The sequence below is a fragment of the Acinetobacter sp. AG3 genome (assembly GCF_022343575.1).
Taxonomy (GTDB): Bacteria; Pseudomonadota; Gammaproteobacteria; order Pseudomonadales; family Moraxellaceae; genus Acinetobacter; species Acinetobacter guillouiae.
On sequence record NZ_JAKQZD010000001.1, the window covers coordinates 1368148 to 1391262 of the forward strand.

Here is a 23115-nt window from a genome sequence, read left to right on the forward strand (position 1 = left end):
GATATGAGTTCAGTATTTGATTTAAGAATCAAAGTAAAACCACAGCATATAGATGTCTTAGGTCATGTAAACAATGTGGTCTATGTACAATGGATGCAGGATGTTGCATCTGCACATATCGAAACATTGGGTGTTGGACTCGATCAGTATTTAGAAATGAAACATGCAATGGTTGCCGTAGAACATCATGTTCAGTATCGCAAAGCCGCAATGTTAGATGATGATGTTATTTTGAGAACTTGGTTATACGAGATCAACGCACTTTATTCTTTCCGTCAGTATGCTTTTTTTAATGCCAAAGATAACAGCTTACTCTTTACTGGCAATACCAAATGGGCATGTATAGAAATTGCTTCAGGGCGTCCGAAACGGATGTCACCAACTTTTATCCAAGCCTATCAACCCATTGATCCTGCAATAGATCCTTTTGATTTAAGTTCAATTATTTAAATTACTTGGATTTTTAGATGAAGTGCAATAACACATAAAGAAAATCTTATATTTAATGAAAGCGACCTCTCTGTTTTACACGAGAGGTCGGTAGGTTTTATATCAATTCGACTCGTGGAAAGTCTACTGGCGTATCTAGTGCAATATTGATGTAGTTGGTGAATATATTCAAAGCCACATGCGCCATGATCTCAACGATTTGTTGCTCATTAAAACCTACATTGCGAAGTGTTGTGATATCAGCGTCAGTCATCTGAGCTCGTTGATTGACCACCTTTAAAGCAAAAGTCAGTGCTGCTGCTGTTTTATCATCAGTTGCTTTTCCTATTTGCGCTTCAGCCATTTCAGCAGCGCTAGCGCCAGCATTTTGACCGAGTACAGTATGTGCTGCTAAGCAATATTCACAGCGGTTTAAATTGGCGATTGCAACAGCAATCTGTTCACCTAATTTTGCACCAAGTGTACCTTTACCTAAAGCAGCAAAAGAGGACCACATGCTTTGTAAAGCTGCTGGCGAATTTGCCACTACCTTAAACATATTTGGAGTCGTACCAAAAGCTTGTTGAATTTGGCTTAATAAAGGCTGACTTGCTCGGGGTGCGAGTTGAGTGTCAAGGTTGATACGTGACATATTGATCTCCTTAAAAGGATCGTAGTGATAGTAGAAGTGCATCAAACTTTGATTATTATGTGTAAATTTTCTGTATGATTAGATACAATATGTTCATAAAATATATCAATTCGTTCAAATGAAAACTATTCACCCCATTGATCGCCTTTCAGGTCTGCTTGATCGTTTCCGCATGCAGGCAGAGTTGTACCATACTGGTGTGTTATGTGGCGTCAGCCATTTTGATGCTTGTGACGGGTATGGCTATTTACATGTCTTACGTCAGGGACAACTGGAAGTCAGTCATCCAGCTATGGCGCATTTGCCAAGACGCATGCGTTTTGATGAACCAACGCTTCTTTTTTATCCTGGGCCAATTACACATCATTTTCATAACCCGCCCAGAGAAGGTGCTGATTTTACCTGCGCACGGTTGATACTGGATGGTGGACAACAGAATCCACTGGTAAGGGCATTACCTGCCGTAATTGCACTCCCTCTAGCGCGTGTACAAGGATTGGATCAGGCGCTTGCACTATTATTTGCTGAAACCGACCATGCCCGTTGTGGGCAACGATTATTAGCGAATCGCTTATTTGAAGTGGTGGTGCTTCAACTATTACGTTGGCTATTAGATCATCCTCATGAAGCAGAGGTAAGTACTGGACTTATTATTGGCCTTTCAGATCCACGTTTGGCACGCACGCTGGTGGGAATGCATGAATATCCGGGTGAATCGTGGACACTAGAGCGCATGGCTGAACTGGCATGTATGTCTAGAACAGCTTTTGCCAATACCTTCCGTGATGTGATGGGACAGACACCAGCTGAATATTTAACAGACTGGCGTATTGCTTTGGCACAAAGTAGATTACGTGAAGGGCATTCAATTAAAATATTGGCTGAAGAACTGGGTTATGCTAATCCATCAGCATTATCTCGCGCATTTTCAGTCAGAGTAGGCATGTCTCCCCGAGAATGGTTGACCAGCCATCCTGTCTAATGCTTAGTGTAATGATTTATGACTTAACTTAAACACTTCACCGATTGGAAAATTGAGCAGGGGAATCAACCATTACGGCTTCAGCACCTAACTGTTTTGCTATCCGATAGTCTGCTTCAGAATTGATACCGAACAGCACAATACGATTTGCTGCTTGTGTCCTAAAGCAGTTCATAATTTCCTTATCCCAAACAAACTCTGCTTTTGAACGGCCTTCACCTAAGGTATAGGTTTCTACAACCTCAACCTGCCGTCTTAACTCCAAACCGTGCCACCCAATTGGTTCCTGAGCAGCCTGGCAATTATGGTTTAACGCGACACGAGCTAAAATATCCCGAGTATCATCTCTTGCAACAAAATACGGAAGTTGACCGACCTGTTTGACGGCATCTGTATAACGGCGTTCAGTGGAGTAGAGCCTTACTCGGTTAAGTGAGTTGGTGGAAACGAGTACACGTTTAATAGCCGTAGCAATTTGCACCGGATCTGCATCAGGCGATTTAATATCAATATAAAAAGTGGTTCGAGGAAATTGAGTAAGCACCTGTTGAAGTGTTGGGATACGGATTCCTTTACCTCTCCATGGGTAAATCGTTTGTTGTCCTGTATTGCGGGCGACATTCCATCCTGCATCCAAGCCCTGTAATTGTTTTACAGTATATGCAGAGACCAAACCTTGGCCATTACTTAAAGCATTCAGATTATTAGGACGATAGAGTACTGGAACACCATCATTGCTTAACTGTACGCTGATCCAGATCACATCTGCGTGATTCCTTAGAGCGAGATCAATTGCATAGGCTGTGTTCTCAGGCGCATCCGCCGTTCCACCGCGATGCGCAACAATTAGTGGTGATTGACCCGTTTGATTTGAGTAAGGCGCTGCATTTAATGCCATGCTATGTAGTCCATGACCGAATATGCATATCAACATGATGTTTTTAAACACGCTATTTTTCATAATAATATTGCAACCTATGGATTAAAATTTATAGCTATATTGGAGTCTTATGCCGTTTTCACTATATTTTTAGCTTAAATTGTCGTCATTTATAAAATGTGACTATTTATAGTGAATAAATTAAACTAATGATTTTGTTTAACTTAAATAAATTTTTCTGTTCAATCATTAGCTTAAGATCCATAACTGAAAAGAAGATTAGATCTTTATTATTTGTCCTGTGACAAAATAATTAAAACAACAGAACAATATCATGGCATGTCAAATAATTAAATATTCATTAGGGGTTTTTGAAAGTTAAATGGTTTTTAATGCGTAATCATACATATCATTGACTGACCATCTTTATTTCGCATTGATAAAATCCTGTTAAATATACATACGCAGATCAAAAAATATTTATTTTAAAAACAAAATATTAGAGTAGAGATCATGGATTAGATGCCGTGGGTATTACGAGCAATTTTTAGCGATTTCGTGATTAAACTCGTTTCCAAATGGATACCATAGATTTGTATAAGTCTTCTGTAATTCTATTCATATTGGATCATGCTTTGCGCATACTGAGATCGCTCAATGTAGACAGTAAGTGCAATGATAACTACATCAAAAGGCTCCTTAGCTTATGAATTTTATTATTAATTTGATGAAATTTTTCATGTAGTTAAATATGCACTGTTTCGTTAAACAGTATCTAAAATCTAGTAATTTTTTAAATTAATGAAGTGGTAATCTATGAAAAGTTTGACCAAGAATATTCTGATCATCGGTGGAAAAGGCAAAAATGGACGACGCGTCGCAGAGAAATTAAAGTCGCATAAATTTAATCCAATTGTCACTACTCGTACCATCAATGCGCATGTAGAAAGTGAACGGTATTTTGATTGGAATGATAGCAGTACATTTGGCCCAGCACTGAAGAATATTGAAATTGTTTACATTGTTCATCCAGATACTTCAATGTCAGGAGCAGAACAACAGATTGAAGGATTGATCACAGAAATGATGAATCAGTCTGTTTCCAAAGCTGTATTATTATCAGGCAGAGGTCAAGCATCTGTTGAGAAGTGTGAAAAAATTTTAATGCAGGCTGAACTTGATTGGACTGTCATTCGTTCAGCATGGTTTAACCAAAATTTCAGTGAAGGTCATTTTCTACATGGCATAAAATCTGGCGAAGTGACGTTTATGGCAGATACTGTAAAAGAGCCGTTCGTTGACTTAGAAGATTTGTCAGACGTGGTGGTTGAATGTCTGACTAATAATGCACATAACGGCAAAATTTATGAAGTCACAGGCTCAGAGTTATTGACTTTCGCTGAAGCGGTGAATGCTATTGGAGTAAAGCTTAAACGAAATATACAGTATCAATACCTTAATCAAGAAGCATATAGACAATATTTAAAGAATGCAGGACTGGATGAATTTATTGCAGCGCATATGACGCAGGCATTTTCTGAAATTCTCGATGGGCGAAATGAAAATATTGGCAAGGGAGTTACTCAGGTTCTGGGGCGCGATCCGATTAAATTCACTGATTTTGTAAAATCAAATAAATTCTAGTTTTATAATTTATAAGGTAGCAAAGCGATGTCTTTAGAATTATCAGTTTCACAAAAATATTTAACCAAATTGGGCGTAGAAGACAAGTATTTAGCTACGCTTGAGAATCTAAAAAAGTTGTTATTTCTACATGTAACCAGCATCCCGTTTGGAAATATTTCTTCTTTTCTTGGTGATAACGTGTCTATGGAATTATCACAGATCGCAGATAAATTACTTGATCAAGGACGAGAAGGCTATTGTTTGGAACAGAGTACGCTGACTAGAACAGTATTAAACGAACTGGGATATGAGGCTTTTAATCTTTTGGGGCGCGTATATTATCAATCTCAACCTATAGAAGCTCCGATTCGTACTCATTTGGTGACTGTGGTAAAACTGGTGGATAAATTATATTTATTTGATCCCAGTTTTGGTGGAACGACTCCGACTGCCGTTCTTTCACTGGATAAGCTCGGGGAAATTCAGAATACACCGCATGAAGCTTTCCGTTTTATTGATGTAAAAGACAGTGGTGTTGCTGAAAGTGCCCTGACGGGTGTGAAGATTATGCTTCAAGCTTATATACGTGATGAGTGGGTCAATATTTATGCACTTGATCCAGAACAGAAAGTCTCGGAGTCGGATGCTGTGATTGCCAATTGGTATATTGCAACATCACCAGATTCTATATTTACTCAACATTTGATGCTTGCTGCAGTTACTCGAGATGAACGAATAAACTTAAGTGGAACGACTGTAAAGATCCATGGTAAAAATCATTCAATAAAAAAAGAGCTCACAAGCGAAGATGAATTTCGCGAATATCTTGAGAAGTATTTTAAAATTAATACGCAACAACTGAATGTGGCTTTCATATTTAAAAAAATAATCAATCCTGCCGAGTGAAAGATGCGCTTCTAAGAACAACAAGCAACGCTTGCAAGCTGTTAAACAGACCTGAATGAATCATCGCAAATAGGCTTAAGTAAGATTCACGATAATCATCAGGTTGCAGCTTGCGCATATTTTCAGCATAGTATGTCAGTGGAATATCATCCTTGGAATTAATATTCAATACATGAATAAATAAGAAATCTCAGAGAAAATCTCAAGAATGAATGGAGGAAACTTTGGGGCTAAAGCTACGAAAAAACCGTGCGCCTTCGCCAAATAATGTCTGTCCCTTGAGTAAGAGTATGGCACTGCTACGGGGCGCTTGGACTGCAGAAATCATCTGGTGTTTAAGTGCTGGACCACGTCGATTTGGCGAGTTAAGAGCTGACTTGCCATCAATTACCGCAAAAGTATTAACAGAACGTCTACGTCATTTGGAAAGTAAAGGAATTATACAACGTCTGCCAATCCCGACATCGCCGCCCTCTGTAGAATACAAATTAACAGTTATTGGTGCAAAATTCCTACCCGCTATTCACGCAATCGCCAAAGTTGGTGATGAACTCAAATTTGGCATGCCAGATTCCGAAGCAGACTTAAATGAATACTGAAGCTAACTATTAAAATACTTTGATTTAACAATATTTTGCACAATACATTGTTAATAAGCGCAGTTGTGTTTTATTCCTGTGCAGGATTATTTTTAAAGGATTCTCTAAACTCAGAAGGTGAGTAGTTAAATGTTTGGGAGAATACTCGGCTGAATGCAGCCTGAGAGGAATAGCCAACAAGCTCAGCAATATGAAAAATACTTTTTTGCGTGGTTAATAACAATTCACTGGCTAATCGCATTCTCAGCGATTTTAAATATTGTATTGGGGTGGTCCCGACAGATTCTGTAAATTTCTTGTAAAAGCTTGATTTAGAATAATTGGTAGATTTTGCAAGTTCTTCAACAGTCCAGTCAAAATGTGGGTGATTATGCATTAAAGACATGGCTTTACTGATCATCGGTTCCTGTAATGCTGAAATCCAGCTTTTATGATTCGGTTCAACAGTGCTAAGCCAGCACCGAATTGACCAGATAAATAATAGATCAATAATTCTGGTTAGCATAATCTGACTGCCTATCGAAGGCGCTTTGAGTTCCTGTTGAATTGCATGAACAGTGATTGGAACCCATTCTGCAATAATATTTGTGGCTTTACAGGTAAAAGGGACATGAATAAAAGCAGGTAACCCCTCGGCAATAGCTGAGCCATAAATACCTGAAAAATCGATTGTACAGGTGATGATTTTAGCATCCTGAAATGCATCTGTATTCAAGCTTATACTGTGAAAGTTACCAGGTAAGACCACAACTATGTCGCAATGTTTTAATTCCAGATGATGTTCCAGATGATCCATTGTTAAAAGGCATTTTTCTTTCTGAATAATATGTATATAGCCATGATTTGGAGAAAATTCTAGTATTTCTCCAGACAAAAGAGTTGAAATACTATGGATTTTGCCTGCTATACCTGATAACCGATAGATATCAAAAAAAGTATCTGAAAACGAACTAAGCATATTTTTGGAATTCCGAGAAAAATACTGTTTCTGCAAAAACTTTGCATTCTTGGTGATTGTTAGCCGGTAATATATGCCTAATAATCATTGCAGGAAGCTTTGACTGACCAAAAGTATCAATTATTAATTCGCTCTTAATAGTTATGCCATGAAACTTCTTGAAAAGCTAGATCACTTGAATATGAACATAATAATTTTCTGGAGTAGCAAATGAGTTTAAAACCAACGGTTATATTGGTACATGGCTTTTGGGGAGGCGCAGCGCACTGGAATAAAGTTATTCTAGAATTGGCAGCTAGAGGATATTCATCTCTGCATGCTGTTGAGATTCCGTTGACCTCACTGGCTGATGATGTAGAACGTACAAAAAAAATGATTAAACAAATAGATGGTGATGTTTTGTTGGTTGGTCATTCCTATGGCGGTGCTGTCATCACAGAAGCTGGAAATTTACCCAATGTTGTAGGTCTGGTTTATATTGCTGCATTTGCACCTGATTCAGGTGAAAGCCCTGGGGCGATTACCCAACAAAATTTACCTGAAGCGGCGCCAAATTTAGCACCAGACAGTGATGGTTATCTCTGGTTAAAAGCTGATAAATTTCATGAAAGCTTTTGTCAAGATTTGACTGCGGATGAAGGTTTGGTCATGGCAGTAACCCAAAAGGCACCGTTGGCTAGTACGTTTGGTGATGTGATTACTTCACCAGCATGGAAAACTAAACCATCTTGGTATCAAATCTCTATAGATGATCGAATGATTAATCCTGAGAATCAAAATATGATGTCAGCACGAATGTCAGCTAAAAAAATAATTTCACTGAATGCCAGTCATGCATCTTTGGCATCAAAACCTGTTGAAGTAACAGAACTTATTGATGAAGCAGCTACTTTTCTAGCTGGTTAAAGATTTTCGAAGTATCAGAAAATCTGAGGTTGTGAAAAACATAATAAAATATTGAAAAGAGATATAACATGGATGTTATAAACCGATATAGAAAATTTCTATTACTGGGTTTGGTCGTATTATTTCTTGTCGGAATAGTATGGTATTTAAAACCAGAAACCAATACTGTAATAGCCCCATCAAGTTCAGACTCCGCATTACAAAATCAGCAATCGGTAAGTACTGTTGCGTCAGTTTCTGATACAAATCAACAAGTATTAAAGTTTCATGGTGTTATGCCTGAGTTGGCACCATCACTGCGGGGGACAGAGGTGAACTGCCCTTTACAGGTTGATACGAAAGGGCAATTGGTTTTGTCGCGTGGCATTCGCGACTGTTTCGATTATTTTCTTTCAAGTATTGGTGAAAAAACTGAAAGCAGTATTGTTGTTGATATTCGTCAATACCTTGCTGGTCTTCTACCAACGACTGCTCAACCATATTCTTATCAATTACTTGATAAGTATATGGATTATCTGCATCAGCGTGAAAAGCTACCTGCAGCTCAGACCAACAGTGCAAAGGACTTTAAAACAGTAGCTTCAGCTATAGTTAAGCTGCGTAGACAGATTTTTACGCCACAGGAAGCAGATGTATTTTTTGCCCAAGAAGAAAGCTATGACCAGTACGCAATTGCACAATACGCGATCAATAATGATAAACGCTTAAGCACAAATCAGAAGGCAGAAAAAAGTGCAGCATTGCTGAATGAACAGCCAGAAGAACTGAAAGCAAGTATGCAGCCAATTTTACAATACAACCAATTACAGGAATTGACCACTGAGATTAATCAACGTGGAGGTTCAGCAAGTGAGCTGTACGAGATGCGTAAAAAATTAGTCGGTGCGGCAGCAGCAGATCGCCTCACTCAGGTTGATTTACAGGAAAGCCAGTGGCAAAAAAGAGTAGATAGTTATCTTGCAGCGAGAGCACAAATTACAGCGAGTCAGCAAGATGCGACTCAACAACAGGCTGCAATAAATGAATTACGTAATAAATCTTTTAGCAGCCCAGAAGAACGAATTCGTGCACAGACTTTTGAACAGATGCAGGCTAATTCGAATAAAAAAGTCGCTGAATAGGCAATGAGGAAACGATCAATAACAGAAATATAGCATTGAGAATTAAACAAGGAGATTTTCAGGGAAATATTTTGAAGTATCAAGAAATCAATGTAATACAAAAATAATGTTCAAATATATGGAGTCTTGAACAATGAAAAAAGCAATCCCGGCCTTGGTATTTGGGGCCATCATATTCACATCGGTTAACAGCTCAGCAATTGTAACTACAAGTTATCAAAATTGCGGTATCAAAAACGATCAAGCGGGTTGTAGCAAAACATCTGCAACGGATTGGGGACTGTTCTCTAAAAAAACAGATTATGCCAAAACTAAGTATCCCTTGATATTTGCACATGGTTTATTTGGTTTTTCTCAGATTGGACCGATCAATTACTGGCATGGTATTCCTCAAGATTTAAGTCGCCAAGGCGCTGATGTATATGTAACTAACACATCTGCTGCTAACTCTGATGCAGTACGTGGTGAACAATTACTTAAACAAGTTCTCACGATTCAGGCTTTAACAGGTGCAGAAAAAGTTAACCTGATTGGTCATAGCCAAGGTGTGCAAACTGTTCGCTATGTTGCTGGGGTTCGTCCTGATTTAGTTGCATCCGTAACAGGTATTGCGGGTTCAAATAAAGGGAGTCCTGTTGCAGATTTGGTGGAAACATTTATACGTAAACCAGCCAGTGTAATAGGCTTTGATAAAACTATCGGAGCTGTAATCAATATGTTTACAGGTATAGAAAGTTTTCTGGGGGGGACTTCTAGCAATGGTGGTGCATATGATCAAGATGTTTTAAGTGCACTTGCAGGTTTGACCAAGGCTGGGGCTGGTGAGTTTAATGCCACTTTCCCGCAAGGTATTCCAGTGACTGAGTGTGGTTCTGGAGCAGCTACAGTAAATGGTGTGAATTATTATTCATGGTCAGGTAAAGGCGGACTCACAAATTTATTAGATCCTACAGCTTACGGGTTGCTTGCGGGTGAAGCATTTATCAAATTGAGCACTGGTAGTGATAGTGATGGTTTGGTACCAATATGTTCATCTCATTTGGGCAATGTCATTCGCGATAATTATCCACAGAACCATTTGGATGAAGTTAATCAGATTGTCGGACTTGTTGGCTCTGGTGCTGGTGCAGATCCAGTTCCGTTATATAGTCAGCATGCTAATCGTTTAAAATTGGCAGGTTTCTGATTTTTAAATTCAATGTTTTTCATGAAGGAAAGTAGGAAATTAGTTTTCTACTTTTCCTTAGTTTAAGATCGCTATCAAAAAATAATGGATGAAAAGCATAAATTTTAGAGTGTCATTATTTTAGTTAAGATAAATGATAAATCATTGAATAGGTCCATCGCTTTTTGTTCATCTAATTCAGAAGTGGTGATACGTATAGCTTTAATATCTTGGCCTAATGAAAACTCTTTTCCAAGTCTGACTTTCCATCCCATTAGCGCGAGTTGATAGGCTATTTCCTGAGCTTGCACATGTTCGATCCATAGATTTAAACCATCACAATAACTTATATCTAGAAGCTTTTGATCCAATAATTTTTTAACGATTTCTTGATTTTTTGTCTGATATTGTATTTTTGCTTTATTCATTAATTGATGAACTTTTTCCGATGTCATAAGCGAAAAAATCATCTTTTGTAAGATATGACTCACCCAGGTACAGTTTGGATTTAGTTTCATCCTTAGTCTGGTCGCAGTCTGAGGATCACAATTGATAAATGCAAATCTAAAGTCCGGACCTAAAAATTTTGATACAGATCTTATCACCGCCCAATGTCGGGTAGATTCAGGCACAATGTGATAATAAGGTGTTGTGGCAAGTAATGAAAAGTGATCATCAATAATAATGAGTACATCAGGGTATTCAGAAAATAACTGATGTAATTCTTGTGCCGTTTTAGCCTCAAGACTATAACTGGTCGGATTCTGCGCTCTTGGTGTAATAACAATTGCTTTGGCTTTTTGCTCTAGTGCTTTTCTTATACTATTAAGATCATAGCCTTGTGCTGTGACTGGGAAAAACACCATATTAAAGCGATTCACCTGTAAAGTATGAATACTGGTAATGAAACCTGGTTGCTCAATCGCAATACTGTCAGATTGGATTAAATGTGCATTGAGAATTCTTTCAATTGCATCTACCGCACCATGGGTAAATTCAATTTCAGAATTTTGATTATTTACATCAGCAAAAATTTCATTTCGTGCAAACGCTTCAAGCACTGAAAGCTTGGTACTGTCACCATATAAATACGAAGTATTAAAATTAAAGTTGATTTCATTTAATTGAGGTAAAAAATTCTGACATGGATTTCCATGCGCGAGGTCAAAAAATGTTTGATTGGTTTTTTGAAGATTTTCAAAACGATTAATTTGTGGACTTTTGCGAACTTGAGTGCCTGCACGCCCTTTGGATACAACAATCCCCATTAAGGCTAAATCTTTATAGGCGGCAGCAACTGTATTACGATTGACTTCCAGCTCAGTGGCCAAAGCGCGAATATTGGGTAATAATTCCCCCTCCTTCAAAATCCCATTCTGAATAAGTTCTCGAATACTATTTTGAATGTCCTGAGATGTTTTACCTTTAATTTCAGCCATATAGATCCAATCATTTACTTTCAAACCCGATCAAGTTATTTAACCAGTCTTCAAGTACAAGTTTTGCTTTGTCTGCCAGTATATTGCCATAATATTGATTCTCAAGTCTTAAATCCAAAATATCTATCTTATGTTGCTTTAATTCATCAGTATGACCGATGAGCCATCTTTCAAATTGTTTAGGATCTGCTTCAGCATGGAACTGTAATGCTATAATATTATTTCCTACACTAAATGCTTGATTTGGATAATAAATTGAACTAGCCAAGTGTGTGCCAACGCTAGGTAAATCAAAGGTATCACCATGCCAATGTAAAACGTGTATACCTTCAAGAAACCTTAAAGGTGATGCAAATGCCTGAGCACTCAAGGATAAACGCCCCCATCTTATTTCTTTGATGTGACCGGGATATACTCTTGCACCTAAAGCAGTGGCAATCAGTTGAGCACCCAAACAAATACCAAAAGTTGCATAATTGGTTATTAATCGTTGCTTCAATCCCACGATGATTTCTTTGAGATAAGGATAGGTGATGATGTCATATGCACTGATTGGCCCGCCAAGAATGATAAGCGGGTCCTTTTCTTGTAAGATGGCACTTAGGTCATCTACACCTGCTTGAAAAACGCAAATGTCATAGCCCATCTGTTTTAGTACGGGAGTAAAGCTTCCTGTATCCTCAAAACTTAAAAATTGGATCACATTAATAACTTGGTGTTTTATCATGTTCATGTTTGTCTCTCGGTAAAATAAGTGTGGGTCAGCGCTATAAATCAAACTGAATTGGATGACTCTTCATTCTGTTGAAAAACTGAATCTGCAGTTGTATTTTGATAAGAGTATTGAGAGGATAACGTTCTCATCTGACCATTTTGATAGATCAGAACACGCATATCTTCAGTCACTTGTACAAACTCAACTTCAATAGGATCAATTGCTGTCAATGTTGCGATGAGTTGTTGAATGGAATTTTGTGAAGCAAGATGATTGGGTGTAAAAGTACCGAGTAACTTTTTTTCTCGATATATATTGATCTGATAATGAGTTTTCATCGTGATGCTCTATTCAGTAGGCCAGTAATAACTGTCTGGTTTGGAACGTGCGCCAAAAATTGCTTGTCCAATCCTGATATCTGTTGCACCTTCAGCGATCGCAAGTTCAAAATCTCCAGACATACCCATTGAAAGCCGTTGTATCTCTGGGTGCTTTTTTGAAATTTGATCTCTTAGGGTTCTTAAAAGCTGAAAACACTGCCTGACCTCATTAGGGACATGGCTATGTATTGCCAAAGTCATCAATCCAACGATTTTTATGTAGCTAAATGGCAGACATTGTTCTATGAAATGTTCTAGCTCGTGAGGCTGAATGCCATATTTACTGCTTTCGCCTGATGTATTGACTTGGACAAAGACAGGCATAACCCGATTTTCTTTTTCTAAGGCGCTATTCAGTTTGTAAGCAAGTTCGACGCGATCTAAGGCATGGAATTCACTGATAAATTGGGCTACATATTTCACTTTATTGCGCTGTAGATGCCCAATCAGCACCCATTTTAAATTGCTAAGTTGTTTTAGTTCCTCATATTTACTCTTGGCTTCAAGAACTTTATTTTCCCCTACACAGTCATATCCTAGCGCGTGAATTGCTCGGACATGTTCTGCTGAAAAGGTCTTACTGACGGGCAATAATCTGATTTCAGAAGGATCTCGATTCACCTTGAGGCAGGCTTTCTCAATCGTTAATTTAATTTCACTCAGTCTGTCTGAAATAATTTCTTTGAGCACAATATTGACCTATGACAAAACTATTTATTGTATAGAACAATATCATGAGCGTGTTCAATAAACAAATGATTAAAGAACACCTCCACTCAGCAGAATTTATTTTTGCTACCTGAGCAAGAGCAAAGCCCTGCTTTGTTTGTAGCGTAAGGCGTAGTGGGGATTAGCGTGTTTTTTTGCCAGTAAATGGTACCTGACGAATTGTCAACAGACTCTAGTGGATTTGATCGTAACGACATGCATCTCAGGACTCATCTACACGATTACTGAATAATGTATCGTTCAGCAACAAATTCATTTCGTTACGACCTGACGTTATTGAGTCAAACCAAATAATATTTTGTGTGCCAAGCTGTCCTGAGTTGGATCCATCACTTGTACCTTCTCAGCTACTTTATATGCACGCTGAATAGCAGGGCGTTCACGGATTGTTTCAAACCAAGATTTAATATGAGGGAAATCAGCAAGCTTTATGCCATGTTCTTCATGGTGAACGATCCAAGGATATGCTGCCATATCGGCAATTGAGTAATCTTGACCTGTAATGAAAGTACGTCCGTCGAGATGAGTATTCAACACTTTATAGAGGCGTCGGGTTTCATTGACATAACGTTCGATTGCATAAGGAATTTTTTCAGGTGCATACTTTGCGAAATGTTGATTCTGACCTAACATTGGACCAAGCCCACCGACTTGCCAATACAGCCATTCCAAGGCCATGATTCGTGCTCTGGGTTCACTGGAGAGAAATAATCCGCTCTTTTGAGCCAAATATTGAAGAATTGCGCCAGACTCAAACACACTCAAAGGCTCGCCACCATCGTCTGGACTATCATCGATGATTGCTGGAATACGGTTATTGGGTGAAATAGCAAGGAAGGCTGATTTTAACTGATCCCCCCGACCGATATTCACAGGTATTACATCATATTTAAGTCCTGCTTCCTCAAGAAAAATAGTGATCTTATGGCCATTTGGCGTTGGCCAGTAATGTAGGTGAATCATAGGATGATGCCTTAATAAGGTTTTGAGCGAAAATCAACTGATTTAAATTATGGTCAGGGAGATAACAGCTTCACTTAGCGCAGGCTGTATAACCCTGATCTTTTGAGTGGTGGTTATAAATCGATAACCGTCACGCCATCATTACCATTGAGTCCCAGTACCATACTCTCAGCAAATTGAGGCTCTTTAAGTATTGAAATCACATGATCACCAAAAGCTCTTGGTGGCATAGGTAATCCGAAACGGGACACAAATTCTTCAGGTGTAATTCCCATGGCAGCTGCATAAGCACCTGCTGCTGAGTCACCAACGCCCGTACCAAGGATCATCATGCGAGGAACGATGGCCTGAAACTGAATACCAAGATTTTTATCTTGCGAAAACAAATTGGCATATTTGGTCATGAACCAAAGCGCACGTTTAGAACTGGCATAGCCACCTGTCATCTGAGAACCAGACTCAGCTGCACCACTAGATCCCACTAAAACTCGGCTGCCTGGATTTAGCGGTGTTTTTAATACAGCTTGAAACCAGAAAAAGGCTGCTTTGACATCAGTTTCCCAATTTATAGAAAACTCTTCCCAAGTTAATTCATCCAGAAGCCCCATTCGCGGCGCTGCTCCAGCATTTAACACAAGGACATCTGGACGAATGTCTGCAATGATACGATGTGCCGCAGCTTCATCTGTGATGTCCGCAGAAATTGTATCAACCCCTAACCGTTCAGCGACAGCATCAAGATCTTTGGCATTACGTGCAACCACAGTTACTTTTGCACCTTGATCAACCAGCGCTTCAACTAGACCTAAACCGAGACCACGACTACCACCAGTAACCACAACTTTTTTATCTTTCAGATTCATGACGATTTCTCCAATGTCTAATGAAGTGATGTACTACTAAAACGATTGGAGCCTTGGAAAAGAGTCAAAAAGCCTCTAAATTATTTTAATTTGATCTAGCAACGTACTTTCGACTCGACTTTTTATATCAGTTGATGGGTCGCTGATCAGTCTGATCATGTGGATGTGTATTGATAACTTGCGATGATGAGAGGGGGTGTGGAATCGAAAGAGATTGGAGGGACTCTTTACGCAGGACATGATTTTTATCATCTACGCTTAAATGTGTTGAATCACTTTAAATCATCATCTACAGCCGAAAAGGCAGGATAATGGAGTGGCTGCTCAATCAAGCTAGGCAAAATTACAACATCGATTAGAAGGGAATATGGGGTTAGGAAAAATAATTTGAGCAAGATGAAGAAATAAAATAAAGCTCTCAATGGAGAGCTTATCTGTAAAAAAAACATGCAATTGTATGAGTGACATTACTCAATTTTGAGATGTGCTATTTTTAAACAACAAAAATGTATGATTTTAATTTCATACGTTCAGTAGCAGTGTTAAGTAAATATGGTGCAATGAGGCGATGCGGAACTGTCATCATTTTCAAGGTGGGTGTTGAGAACCATTTATGACCGCGGCTAAAGAAAGAAGAGAAGATCACCTGAGATTTGATCAGGTTGATGACCATACATATTTGAATATCAACTGAATCAGAGTGAACAACCATCATGATTAAATCATCTTGCTTGATCATTGTTGCTGATTCTAGTGATTGCCAGTGTGATTCAGATTTAGATTTAAATCCCAAGGTATTCCATGACTGACTAACGATCTGATTGATTGCTGGAGGAGCATTGGCAAAAATCTCATATGCCCATTTTTCAGCGCTGTACTTTTTATTCATCATGGGAGTCGGAATATCAATGCTAAAAGCATCTTCATAGCCAATATTTTCTAAAGGACATACTTCACGTGCTAGATCTGGAATACGGATTGCTTGTGCTTTCATGGCATTCTCCTTAAGGCATTTGGCTCATCAACAATAGCTATATGCTCAATGGCGAATGGGTTTGAGTATGATGATGAGCCTAATTGTTTATTTATTTGGGGTTAATATCAGCTCTGCATCAGCGGCAACATATCGCACATAGCGGTAATCTCGAATAAAGCTAATCTTGCCTTCTTGCCATTCCAGCCACATGATATAACTTGGTTTGAGGTCTATACGGTTTTCAAAGACAGCAATGACCTCGCGATCTCCAAGCCATGCGGGAACTAGCCAGATATGGTCAATTTTTGCGTAGGCACCAAAGAACATGGAGACATCGGCAGCGCCAACACGGACAGGATGAGTAGACTGACTGAGTTTGACATCATCAGAAAGTAATGCTTTTAGCCCATTCCAGTCGCGGAGGTTAAACAGCTTTACATAGTTTGCTACTGCATCAGATGTTGGTCGGGCAATTTGTGCTTCTTCCGTGGTTATGTTGATTTCGCGCAGTCGAGCACGTCCACGGGAAAGATGGGCTTTTACTGAGTCTACTGACAGATTCAGTAGGGTAGCAATGTCTACAAGAGGCTCATCAAGAACGTCTTTAAGAATGATGACACTGCGCTGAAGTACTGGGAGTTGCATAAATCGTGAAACTGCCATTTTAATTGTTTCCTCGCGCATCAGCATCTCCATCGGATCAGAGGTATTTATATCTTCAATATCGTCAGTAACACTATCCATAGCTTCTGTTATTCGAATGGCTCGACTTCGAAGTAAGTCAAGTGCTCGGTTATGTGCTACGCGGAATAACCAGGCACGTAACATCTGAAAATCTTGTATTTTGTTAATCACAAGCAATGCCCGAGCAAGCGTATCCTGAACGACATCTTCACCTTCAATGACAGAGCCCATCAGTCGCGAACAGTAGCGATGCAGTTCAGGGCGAAGCTGTTCTGCCAGATTAATCAGTTGGGTCTGTTGCATGTGAGGCTTAGGATCATGGTCTTTATTCAAATTGTCTCACCATTCAATCATGGTCACAGCGGTATGGCCGCTGCAATCTAAAAGGATATATTGATATCAATGACCTGACTGTTTTGTCATTTTGCGGTCACTGTAATTTGTTGTTGAACAAAGATTTCTATTGAGCATGAATCAAGTGCTTTAGATCCGCCAATAAGGTTAATTTCTATCTGCACAGCACCACGTTAATGTTTTTGTTTAGATAAGCTATTACTAAAACGATTGAGGAATATAAAAAGAGTCAAAAAGTTGTAAATAATTTTAATTTTGTTTGAAGCTGCTGCAATTATTTTATGTGTTTTATTGATATTTAGCAGGATCATTCTTTTTTATCATGAGATTTAATCAGTTATTTTTTTATAGTCTGGCTCAAACTTTTTTTGAGTCCGATCCTGTTTTTATTAAAAAGACGATTATAGATTTTACGAACAGAAAGAACATCGCTTATTTCTGCATTAATGTATTATTCGTCAGCATCTGGAAGTATAAGTACCAAGAAAAAGTGCTTGGTTCTGCTTGTTATTGTGGGTCACCAGATTAAAAGCATGGATTGGCGCAGTTGATAAAACAATACACAGCAGGTCTTATTTTTATATGTAATTACTATATTTTTGACCATGTTCTGCTTATACTGTGCAGCAATTAAGATATTTCATTTTTTGCACGTCATAAGTACTTTTGATATTGAGTACATGATTGTGTACATATTTTTAGAGTAGTGTATGGCAGTAGCTAAGAAATCCGTTAATATCAACAATATACGTAATTTTTCGATTATCGCTCATATCGACCACGGCAAGTCGACACTTGCAGACCGTTTCATTCAAATGTGTGGTGGATTGCAAGACCGTGAAATGCAGGCTCAAGTCCTAGACTCTATGGAGCTTGAGCGTGAACGTGGGATTACCATTAAAGCGGCTTCTGTAACCTTGTACTATACCCATCCAAATGGGCAAGAGTATCAATTAAACTTTATTGATACACCGGGGCACGTGGATTTCTCTTATGAAGTATCGCGTTCTCTTGCTGCCTGTGAAGGTGCATTGTTGGTTGTCGATGCTGCACAAGGGGTTGAGGCGCAATCTGTTGCAAACTGCTATACCGCAATTGAACAGGGTCTAGAAGTACTACCTGTCCTGAATAAAATCGATTTGCCACAAGCAGAACCTGAACGTGTTATTCATGAAATCGAAGAAATTATCGGTATTGAAGCAACACATGCACCAACATGTTCGGCAAAAACAGGTCTAGGTGTAGAGTCTGTTTTAGAGACATTGGTTGACATTATTCCAGCACCGCAAGGTGACCGTGACGCACCTTTACAAGCCTTAATTATTGACTCTTGGTTTGATAACTATTTAGGTGTGGTATCACTTGTTCGTATCAAACAAGGTCGTGTGCGTAAAGGCGATAAAATGTTGATGAAATCAACAGGTCAATCGCACATCATCACTTCTGTTGGTATTTTTAATCCAAAACATACCGATACAGGTATTTTAGAAGCGGGTGAAGTTGGCTTTATCATTGCTGGGATCAAAGACATTTTTGGTGCGCCAGTTGGTGATACGATTACCTTGGCAACCACACCTGATGTTGCAACTTTACCGGGTTTTAAAAAGGTAAAACCACAGGTTTATGCGGGTTTATTCCCAATTGATGCCAGTGATTTTGAACCATTCCGTGAAGCGCTACATAAGTTACAAATTAACGATTCTGCGTTGTTCTTTGAACCTGAAAGCTCAGATGCTTTAGGTTTTGGTTTCCGTTGTGGCTTCTTGGGAATGCTACACATGGAAATTGTACAAGAACGTCTAGAGCGTGAGTATGATTTAGACTTAATCAGTTCTGCGCCTACCGTAATCTATGAAGCATTGATGAAAAATGGCGAAACGATTTATATCGATAGCCCATCTAAAATGCCTGATGGTTCAACGGTTGAAGATTTACGTGAGCCGATTGCTGAATGTCATATTTTAGTGCCTCAAGAATACTTGGGTAATGTCATGACCCTGTGTATCGAGCGTCGTGGTGTGCAAAAAGATATGAAATTCTTGGGTAACCAAGTATCGATTACCTTTGAAATTCCAATGGCAGAAGTGGTTATGGATTTCTTTGATAAATTGAAATCTTGCTCACGTGGCTTTGCTTCGTTGGATTACAATTTCGTGCGTTTTGAGAGTTCATCTCTAGTTAAGGTCGATGTGTTAATTAATGGTGATAAGGTTGATGCTTTGGCAATGATTTGTCATCGTAATGATGCGCGTCACCGTGGTATTGCTTTAGTTGAAAAGATGAAAGACTTGATTCCGCGTCAAATGTTTGATGTGGCGATTCAAGCTGCAATAGGTGCACAAATCATTGCACGTTCAACAGTTAAAGCGATGCGTAAAAACGTATTGGCTAAATGTTATGGTGGTGACGTTTCTCGTAAGAAGAAACTGTTATCGAAACAAAAAGAAGGTAAGAAACGCATGAAGCAAGTGGGTAGTGTTGAAATCCCACAAGAAGCGTTCCTTGCTGTGTTAAAAGTAGAAAGATAAAAACTAGAGGTCTTATTGCTCATGGATTTTGATTTTAATTTAATTCTCGTTCCTGCAACGCTTATATTTTTTGGGCTATGGTTACTGGATAAGTTTGTACTGAAACAACGTGCAACAAAAGGTAAGGGGAATGAAAATGTCATCATTTCATGGGCATATGATTTCTGGCCTGTTCTAGCAGTGGTTTTGGTGTTGCGTTCATTCTTATTTGAACCGTTTAATATTCCTTCTGATTCTATGGTGCCGACTTTAGAAACAGGTGATTATATTTTGGTGAATAAGTTCCAGTATGGTGTTCGTTTACCGATTACCAATACCAAGATTATTGATATTGGTGAGCCACAACGTGGTGATGTTGCTGTTTTCCGTTATCCAGAAAATCCCAAAATTAGCTATATCAAACGTATTATTGGTTTACCGGGTGACCATCTTGAATTCAATAATGGTCAACTTACAATCAATGGTAAAAATGTTGAGCAAGTACCTACTGAGTTTAGTCGTGAAAAAGATATTTTAGATACGCCTAAGTCAATCTACTATTATGAAACGATGGGTACACATAAGCATTTAGTTCGTTTGCTGGAAGGTCAAAATACTTTGATTTCAGCATTTAATTATGCACAGAAAAAACAAGACCTACCTTATGTAGCAACTGCAAATGACCGCTTTGTAAAATCAAATGGTCAAAGTTGGGAAGTGACTGTTCCAAAAGGCCATTATTTTGCCATGGGTGATAACCGTGACCAAAGTGCAGACAGTCGTTTTTGGGGCTTTGTACCTGAAGAGAACTTAACTGGTCATGCAATCTATGTGTGGATGCATAAGGAACCTGGTTTAAAAATGCCTTCATTTAGTCGCAATGGTGCAATTAACTAATCGGCTACAGTTTAGAAAATCAAATAAAGGTCAATTTTTATTGACCTTTATTTTTATCTGTTAAAGCTATAAAGTTGTCTTGATTTATAAGAAAAATGAAATAGAACAAATGATTTAAACTAGCAACTTGATGCAGTTTCAAGGATAATAGCGCGGTAAAGTTTTTTATCACACCAAGGTTTGCAGTGGATAAAAAATTTATAACAATTGAAAATGATCAGTGGGTCTGCAGCAGTGTATTTGACTCAATTATATGATTATTTTCAATTGCGATTAAAGATTATTCATTCTGAGCTGTTGGATAAAAAAAATGCGTAAAAATCAACAAGGCGCTTCATATATTGGAATTTTACTGGGGATAATTGCTTTAGCTTTTATGTTGAAAATCATAGTTGCTGTATGGCCTTTATACTGGGATGATCGTGTGATTAATAATCAAATTGTAGAGCAGATAAAGAATAGCTCTGCTGAAATCACACCAATGAAATTTGCAACAGAAGTTGATAAACGGTTAGAAATGAACAATATCCGAGATACTAAATTTGAGGATATTGCGACTGTATCAACTAAAGATGGTTTACAAGTGACTAAAAAATATGAAGTACGAAAAAATTTCATGCTGAATATAGATTTAGTCCTCACTTTCGAGAAGAGTTTTGATCAAAGGTCAGTTGAAAGTAAGTGATCCTCGCTTACAGAGTAGAATCGGTTACCAGTTTAAACAATACGAGTTATTACAACTCGCGCTGACTCATCGCTCGGTGAGTCACAAATACAACTATGAGCGCCTAGAGTTTTTAGGTGATGCATTGTTGGGTATGATCATCGCAAACTACTTATATCATGCGTATCCTCATGAAAATGAAGGTCGTTTGACGCGTATGCGCGCAACTTTGGTACGCCAAGAAGCATTGGGTAAAATTGCCAATGATTTAAAGTTAAGTCAAAGTTTAATTTTAAGTACAGGTGAATTGAAATCAGGCGGTCATCATCGTGAGTCAATATTAGCAGATACAGTTGAAGCAATTATTGGCGCAATTTACACCGAAACGCGGGATTTGCCTTTGTTGGAATCGATTGTTTTAAAATGGTATGAACCGTATTTAGATCATATCGAACCGACAGATCAACTTAAAGACCCGAAATCACGTTTACAAGAATATCTACAAGCTCGTAAAAAGCATCTCCCAGTTTATGAGGTCGTAGATATTCAGGGTGATGCACCTAACCAGCATTTTAAAGTAGAATGTACAGTAGATGGCTTGCCTAAAATGATGGGTGAGGGATCAAGTCGCCGTTTTGCAGAACAAGCAGTCGCGGCGGATTTTTTAAAGATATTGGAGCAGTAAACTGCATGAGTACACATTCCGATCACAATGATGCTGATCACGAGCCGTCTGAAAACGGTAATGAGTTAATTAATCAATTTTTTAGCTCACAAGGTACAGAAATCCCTTCGGATTATCGAAGTGGATTTGTTGCGATTGTAGGACGTCCAAACGTGGGTAAATCGACATTGATGAACCATTTATTGGGTCAAAAATTGTCAATTACTTCACGTAAGCCACAAACGACGCGCCATAAAATCATTGGTATTGATAGTCGTGAAAAGTCTCAGGCTGTATTTGTTGATACACCGGGGATGCACAAGAAAGAAGTGCGTGCGATCAATAAAATGATGAACAAAGCTGCACATTCTGCATTGCGTGATGTCAATTTGGTTCTATTTGTTTTAGATGCCCAGAAATGGACACCAAATGATGACTTGGTTTTAGAGAAACTGCAAAATGCAGAAATGCCAGTCGTTTTGATTATCAATAAAATCGATACCTTAGAAAATAAGCGTATGATTTTACCGTTGATCCAAGAACGTGCGAAGTTGATGAATTTTGCTGAAATTGTTCCTGTTTCAGCATTACGTGGTGCAAACTTGGATCATTTGCGTGAAGCGATTGAAAAGTATCTACCATTCCAGCCTCCATTATACTCTTTAGAACAGTTAACTGACCGTTCAGAACGTTTTCTTGCCAGTGAAATCATTCGTGAGAAAATTATGCGTCAGTTAGGCGAAGAGCTGCCTTATGATTTAACGGTTCAAATTGAATCATTTAAAACAGAAGAAGCGACAGTGAATGAAAAAACGGGTCGCCCAAAAGCTGCATGTACTTATATTGATGCCACAATTTTTGTTGATCGCCCTGGGCAAAAAGCCATCGTGATCGGTGAAAAAGGTGCTAAGCTGAAGAAAATTGGTATGGATGCTCGTGTCGACATGGAAAAAATGTTTGAGCAAAAAATCATGCTAACACTTTGGGTGAAAGTTAAAGGTGGTTGGTCTGATGACGAACGTGCTTTAAAAAGTTTAGGCTACAGCGATATTTAAT

Annotated in this window: 24 protein-coding genes; 13 read left to right on the top strand and 11 right to left on the bottom strand. The window is 38.6% G+C overall.

What is annotated here, in order from left to right:
• The first annotated feature begins 3 nt into the window (after positions 1–3).
• The gene (locus L3V46_RS06325; protein ID WP_239045220.1) at positions 4–450 is read left to right on the top strand and encodes a thioesterase family protein; all 447 of its coding nucleotides are present in this window, start codon (positions 4–6) and stop codon (positions 448–450) included.
• 97 nt (positions 451–547) lie between these two features.
• Here L3V46_RS06325 and L3V46_RS06330 read toward each other — a convergent pair whose 3' ends face one another.
• On the bottom strand, positions 548–1081 hold the full coding sequence (locus L3V46_RS06330) for a peroxidase-related enzyme (protein WP_239045221.1): 534 nt from the start codon (positions 1079–1081) through the stop codon (positions 548–550).
• Between the two features lie 118 nt (positions 1082–1199).
• On the opposite strand from L3V46_RS06330, the gene L3V46_RS06335 reads away from it, so the two are divergent.
• Positions 1200–2063, top strand: coding sequence for an AraC family transcriptional regulator (locus L3V46_RS06335; RefSeq protein WP_239045222.1), 864 nt, complete (start codon positions 1200–1202; stop codon positions 2061–2063).
• A gap of 37 nt (positions 2064–2100) precedes the next feature.
• On the opposite strand, the gene L3V46_RS06340 is transcribed toward L3V46_RS06335, so the two are convergent.
• On the bottom strand, positions 2101–2961 hold the full coding sequence (locus L3V46_RS06340; protein ID WP_096734769.1) for a glycerophosphodiester phosphodiesterase family protein: 861 nt from the start codon (positions 2959–2961) through the stop codon (positions 2101–2103).
• Between the two features lie 798 nt (positions 2962–3759).
• Here L3V46_RS06340 and L3V46_RS06345 point away from each other — a divergent pair.
• From L3V46_RS06345 to L3V46_RS06355, 3 genes are all read left to right on the top strand, one after another.
• Positions 3760–4587, top strand: coding sequence for an NAD(P)H-binding protein (locus L3V46_RS06345; protein WP_239045223.1), 828 nt, complete (start codon positions 3760–3762; stop codon positions 4585–4587).
• Between the two features lie 27 nt (positions 4588–4614).
• Positions 4615–5475, top strand: a complete 861-nt coding sequence (locus tag L3V46_RS06350; RefSeq protein WP_239045224.1) for an arylamine N-acetyltransferase — start codon at positions 4615–4617, stop codon at positions 5473–5475.
• A 290-nt stretch (positions 5476–5765) separates the two neighbouring features.
• Entirely contained in the window at positions 5766–6074 is a 309-nt protein-coding gene (locus L3V46_RS06355; protein WP_004717116.1) for a helix-turn-helix domain-containing protein, read from the top strand.
• 70 nt (positions 6075–6144) lie between these two features.
• Here the strand turns inward: L3V46_RS06355 and L3V46_RS06360 are convergent, their stop codons facing one another.
• Positions 6145–7032, bottom strand: coding sequence for an AraC family transcriptional regulator (locus L3V46_RS06360; protein ID WP_151802995.1), 888 nt, complete (start codon positions 7030–7032; stop codon positions 6145–6147).
• A 210-nt stretch (positions 7033–7242) separates the two neighbouring features.
• On the opposite strand from L3V46_RS06360, the gene L3V46_RS06365 reads away from it, so the two are divergent.
• The 3 genes from L3V46_RS06365 (at position 7243) to L3V46_RS06375 (ending at position 10245) form a co-directional block, all read left to right on the top strand.
• On the top strand, positions 7243–7938 hold the full coding sequence (locus tag L3V46_RS06365) for an alpha/beta hydrolase (protein ID WP_034616282.1): 696 nt from the start codon (positions 7243–7245) through the stop codon (positions 7936–7938).
• 68 nt (positions 7939–8006) lie between these two features.
• The gene (locus L3V46_RS06370; RefSeq protein WP_239045225.1) at positions 8007–9059 is read left to right on the top strand and encodes a lipase secretion chaperone; all 1053 of its coding nucleotides are present in this window, start codon (positions 8007–8009) and stop codon (positions 9057–9059) included.
• A 133-nt stretch (positions 9060–9192) separates the two neighbouring features.
• Positions 9193–10245 carry a triacylglycerol lipase gene (locus L3V46_RS06375; protein ID WP_034616293.1) on the top strand — a complete coding sequence of 351 codons (1053 nt, stop codon included), beginning with the start codon at positions 9193–9195 and terminating at the stop codon, positions 10243–10245.
• Positions 10246–10349: 104 nt separating this feature from the next.
• On the opposite strand, the gene L3V46_RS06380 is transcribed toward L3V46_RS06375, so the two are convergent.
• The 8 genes from L3V46_RS06380 to L3V46_RS06415 all read right to left on the bottom strand — a co-directional run bounded on the left by L3V46_RS06380 (position 10350) and on the right by L3V46_RS06415 (position 17276).
• A complete protein-coding gene (locus L3V46_RS06380) occupies positions 10350–11663 on the bottom strand; it encodes a GntR family transcriptional regulator (protein ID WP_034616294.1) in 1314 nt (437 codons plus the stop codon).
• Between the two features lie 10 nt (positions 11664–11673).
• Entirely contained in the window at positions 11674–12396 is a 723-nt protein-coding gene (locus L3V46_RS06385) for a glutamine amidotransferase (RefSeq protein WP_034616295.1), read from the bottom strand.
• A gap of 41 nt (positions 12397–12437) precedes the next feature.
• Entirely contained in the window at positions 12438–12716 is a 279-nt protein-coding gene (locus L3V46_RS06390; protein ID WP_239045226.1) for a hypothetical protein, read from the bottom strand.
• A gap of 9 nt (positions 12717–12725) precedes the next feature.
• Entirely contained in the window at positions 12726–13448 is a 723-nt protein-coding gene (locus L3V46_RS06395; RefSeq protein ID WP_239045227.1) for a YggS family pyridoxal phosphate-dependent enzyme, read from the bottom strand.
• 312 nt (positions 13449–13760) lie between these two features.
• Positions 13761–14450, bottom strand: coding sequence for a glutathione binding-like protein (locus L3V46_RS06400; protein ID WP_239045228.1), 690 nt, complete (start codon positions 14448–14450; stop codon positions 13761–13763).
• Between the two features lie 113 nt (positions 14451–14563).
• A complete protein-coding gene (locus L3V46_RS06405; protein ID WP_239045229.1) occupies positions 14564–15313 on the bottom strand; it encodes an SDR family oxidoreductase in 750 nt (249 codons plus the stop codon).
• Positions 15314–15806: 493 nt separating this feature from the next.
• Positions 15807–16307: a hypothetical protein gene (locus tag L3V46_RS06410; protein WP_239045230.1), complete on the bottom strand. Its 501-nt coding sequence runs from the start codon at positions 16305–16307 to the stop codon at positions 15807–15809.
• Between the two features lie 87 nt (positions 16308–16394).
• Entirely contained in the window at positions 16395–17276 is an 882-nt protein-coding gene (locus L3V46_RS06415) for a sigma-70 family RNA polymerase sigma factor (RefSeq protein WP_275424546.1), read from the bottom strand.
• Positions 17277–18037: 761 nt separating this feature from the next.
• On the opposite strand from L3V46_RS06415, the gene lepA reads away from it, so the two are divergent.
• The 5 genes from lepA (at position 18038) to era (ending at position 23114) form a co-directional block, all read left to right on the top strand.
• Positions 18038–19855, top strand: a complete 1818-nt coding sequence (lepA, locus tag L3V46_RS06420) for a translation elongation factor 4 (RefSeq protein WP_004717093.1) — start codon at positions 18038–18040, stop codon at positions 19853–19855.
• Between the two features lie 21 nt (positions 19856–19876).
• Positions 19877–20731: a signal peptidase I gene (lepB, locus tag L3V46_RS06425; RefSeq protein ID WP_034616309.1), complete on the top strand. Its 855-nt coding sequence runs from the start codon at positions 19877–19879 to the stop codon at positions 20729–20731.
• 310 nt (positions 20732–21041) lie between these two features.
• On the top strand, positions 21042–21416 hold the full coding sequence (locus L3V46_RS06430; RefSeq protein WP_239045231.1) for a DUF4845 domain-containing protein: 375 nt from the start codon (positions 21042–21044) through the stop codon (positions 21414–21416).
• Entirely contained in the window at positions 21388–22080 is a 693-nt protein-coding gene (gene rnc / locus L3V46_RS06435) for a ribonuclease III (protein WP_004717088.1), read from the top strand. Before L3V46_RS06430 ends, rnc begins: the two co-directional genes overlap by 29 nt.
• Before the next feature lie 5 nt (positions 22081–22085).
• A complete protein-coding gene (gene era / locus L3V46_RS06440) occupies positions 22086–23114 on the top strand; it encodes a GTPase Era (RefSeq protein WP_004823128.1) in 1029 nt (342 codons plus the stop codon).
• Position 23115 lies beyond the last annotated feature (1 nt).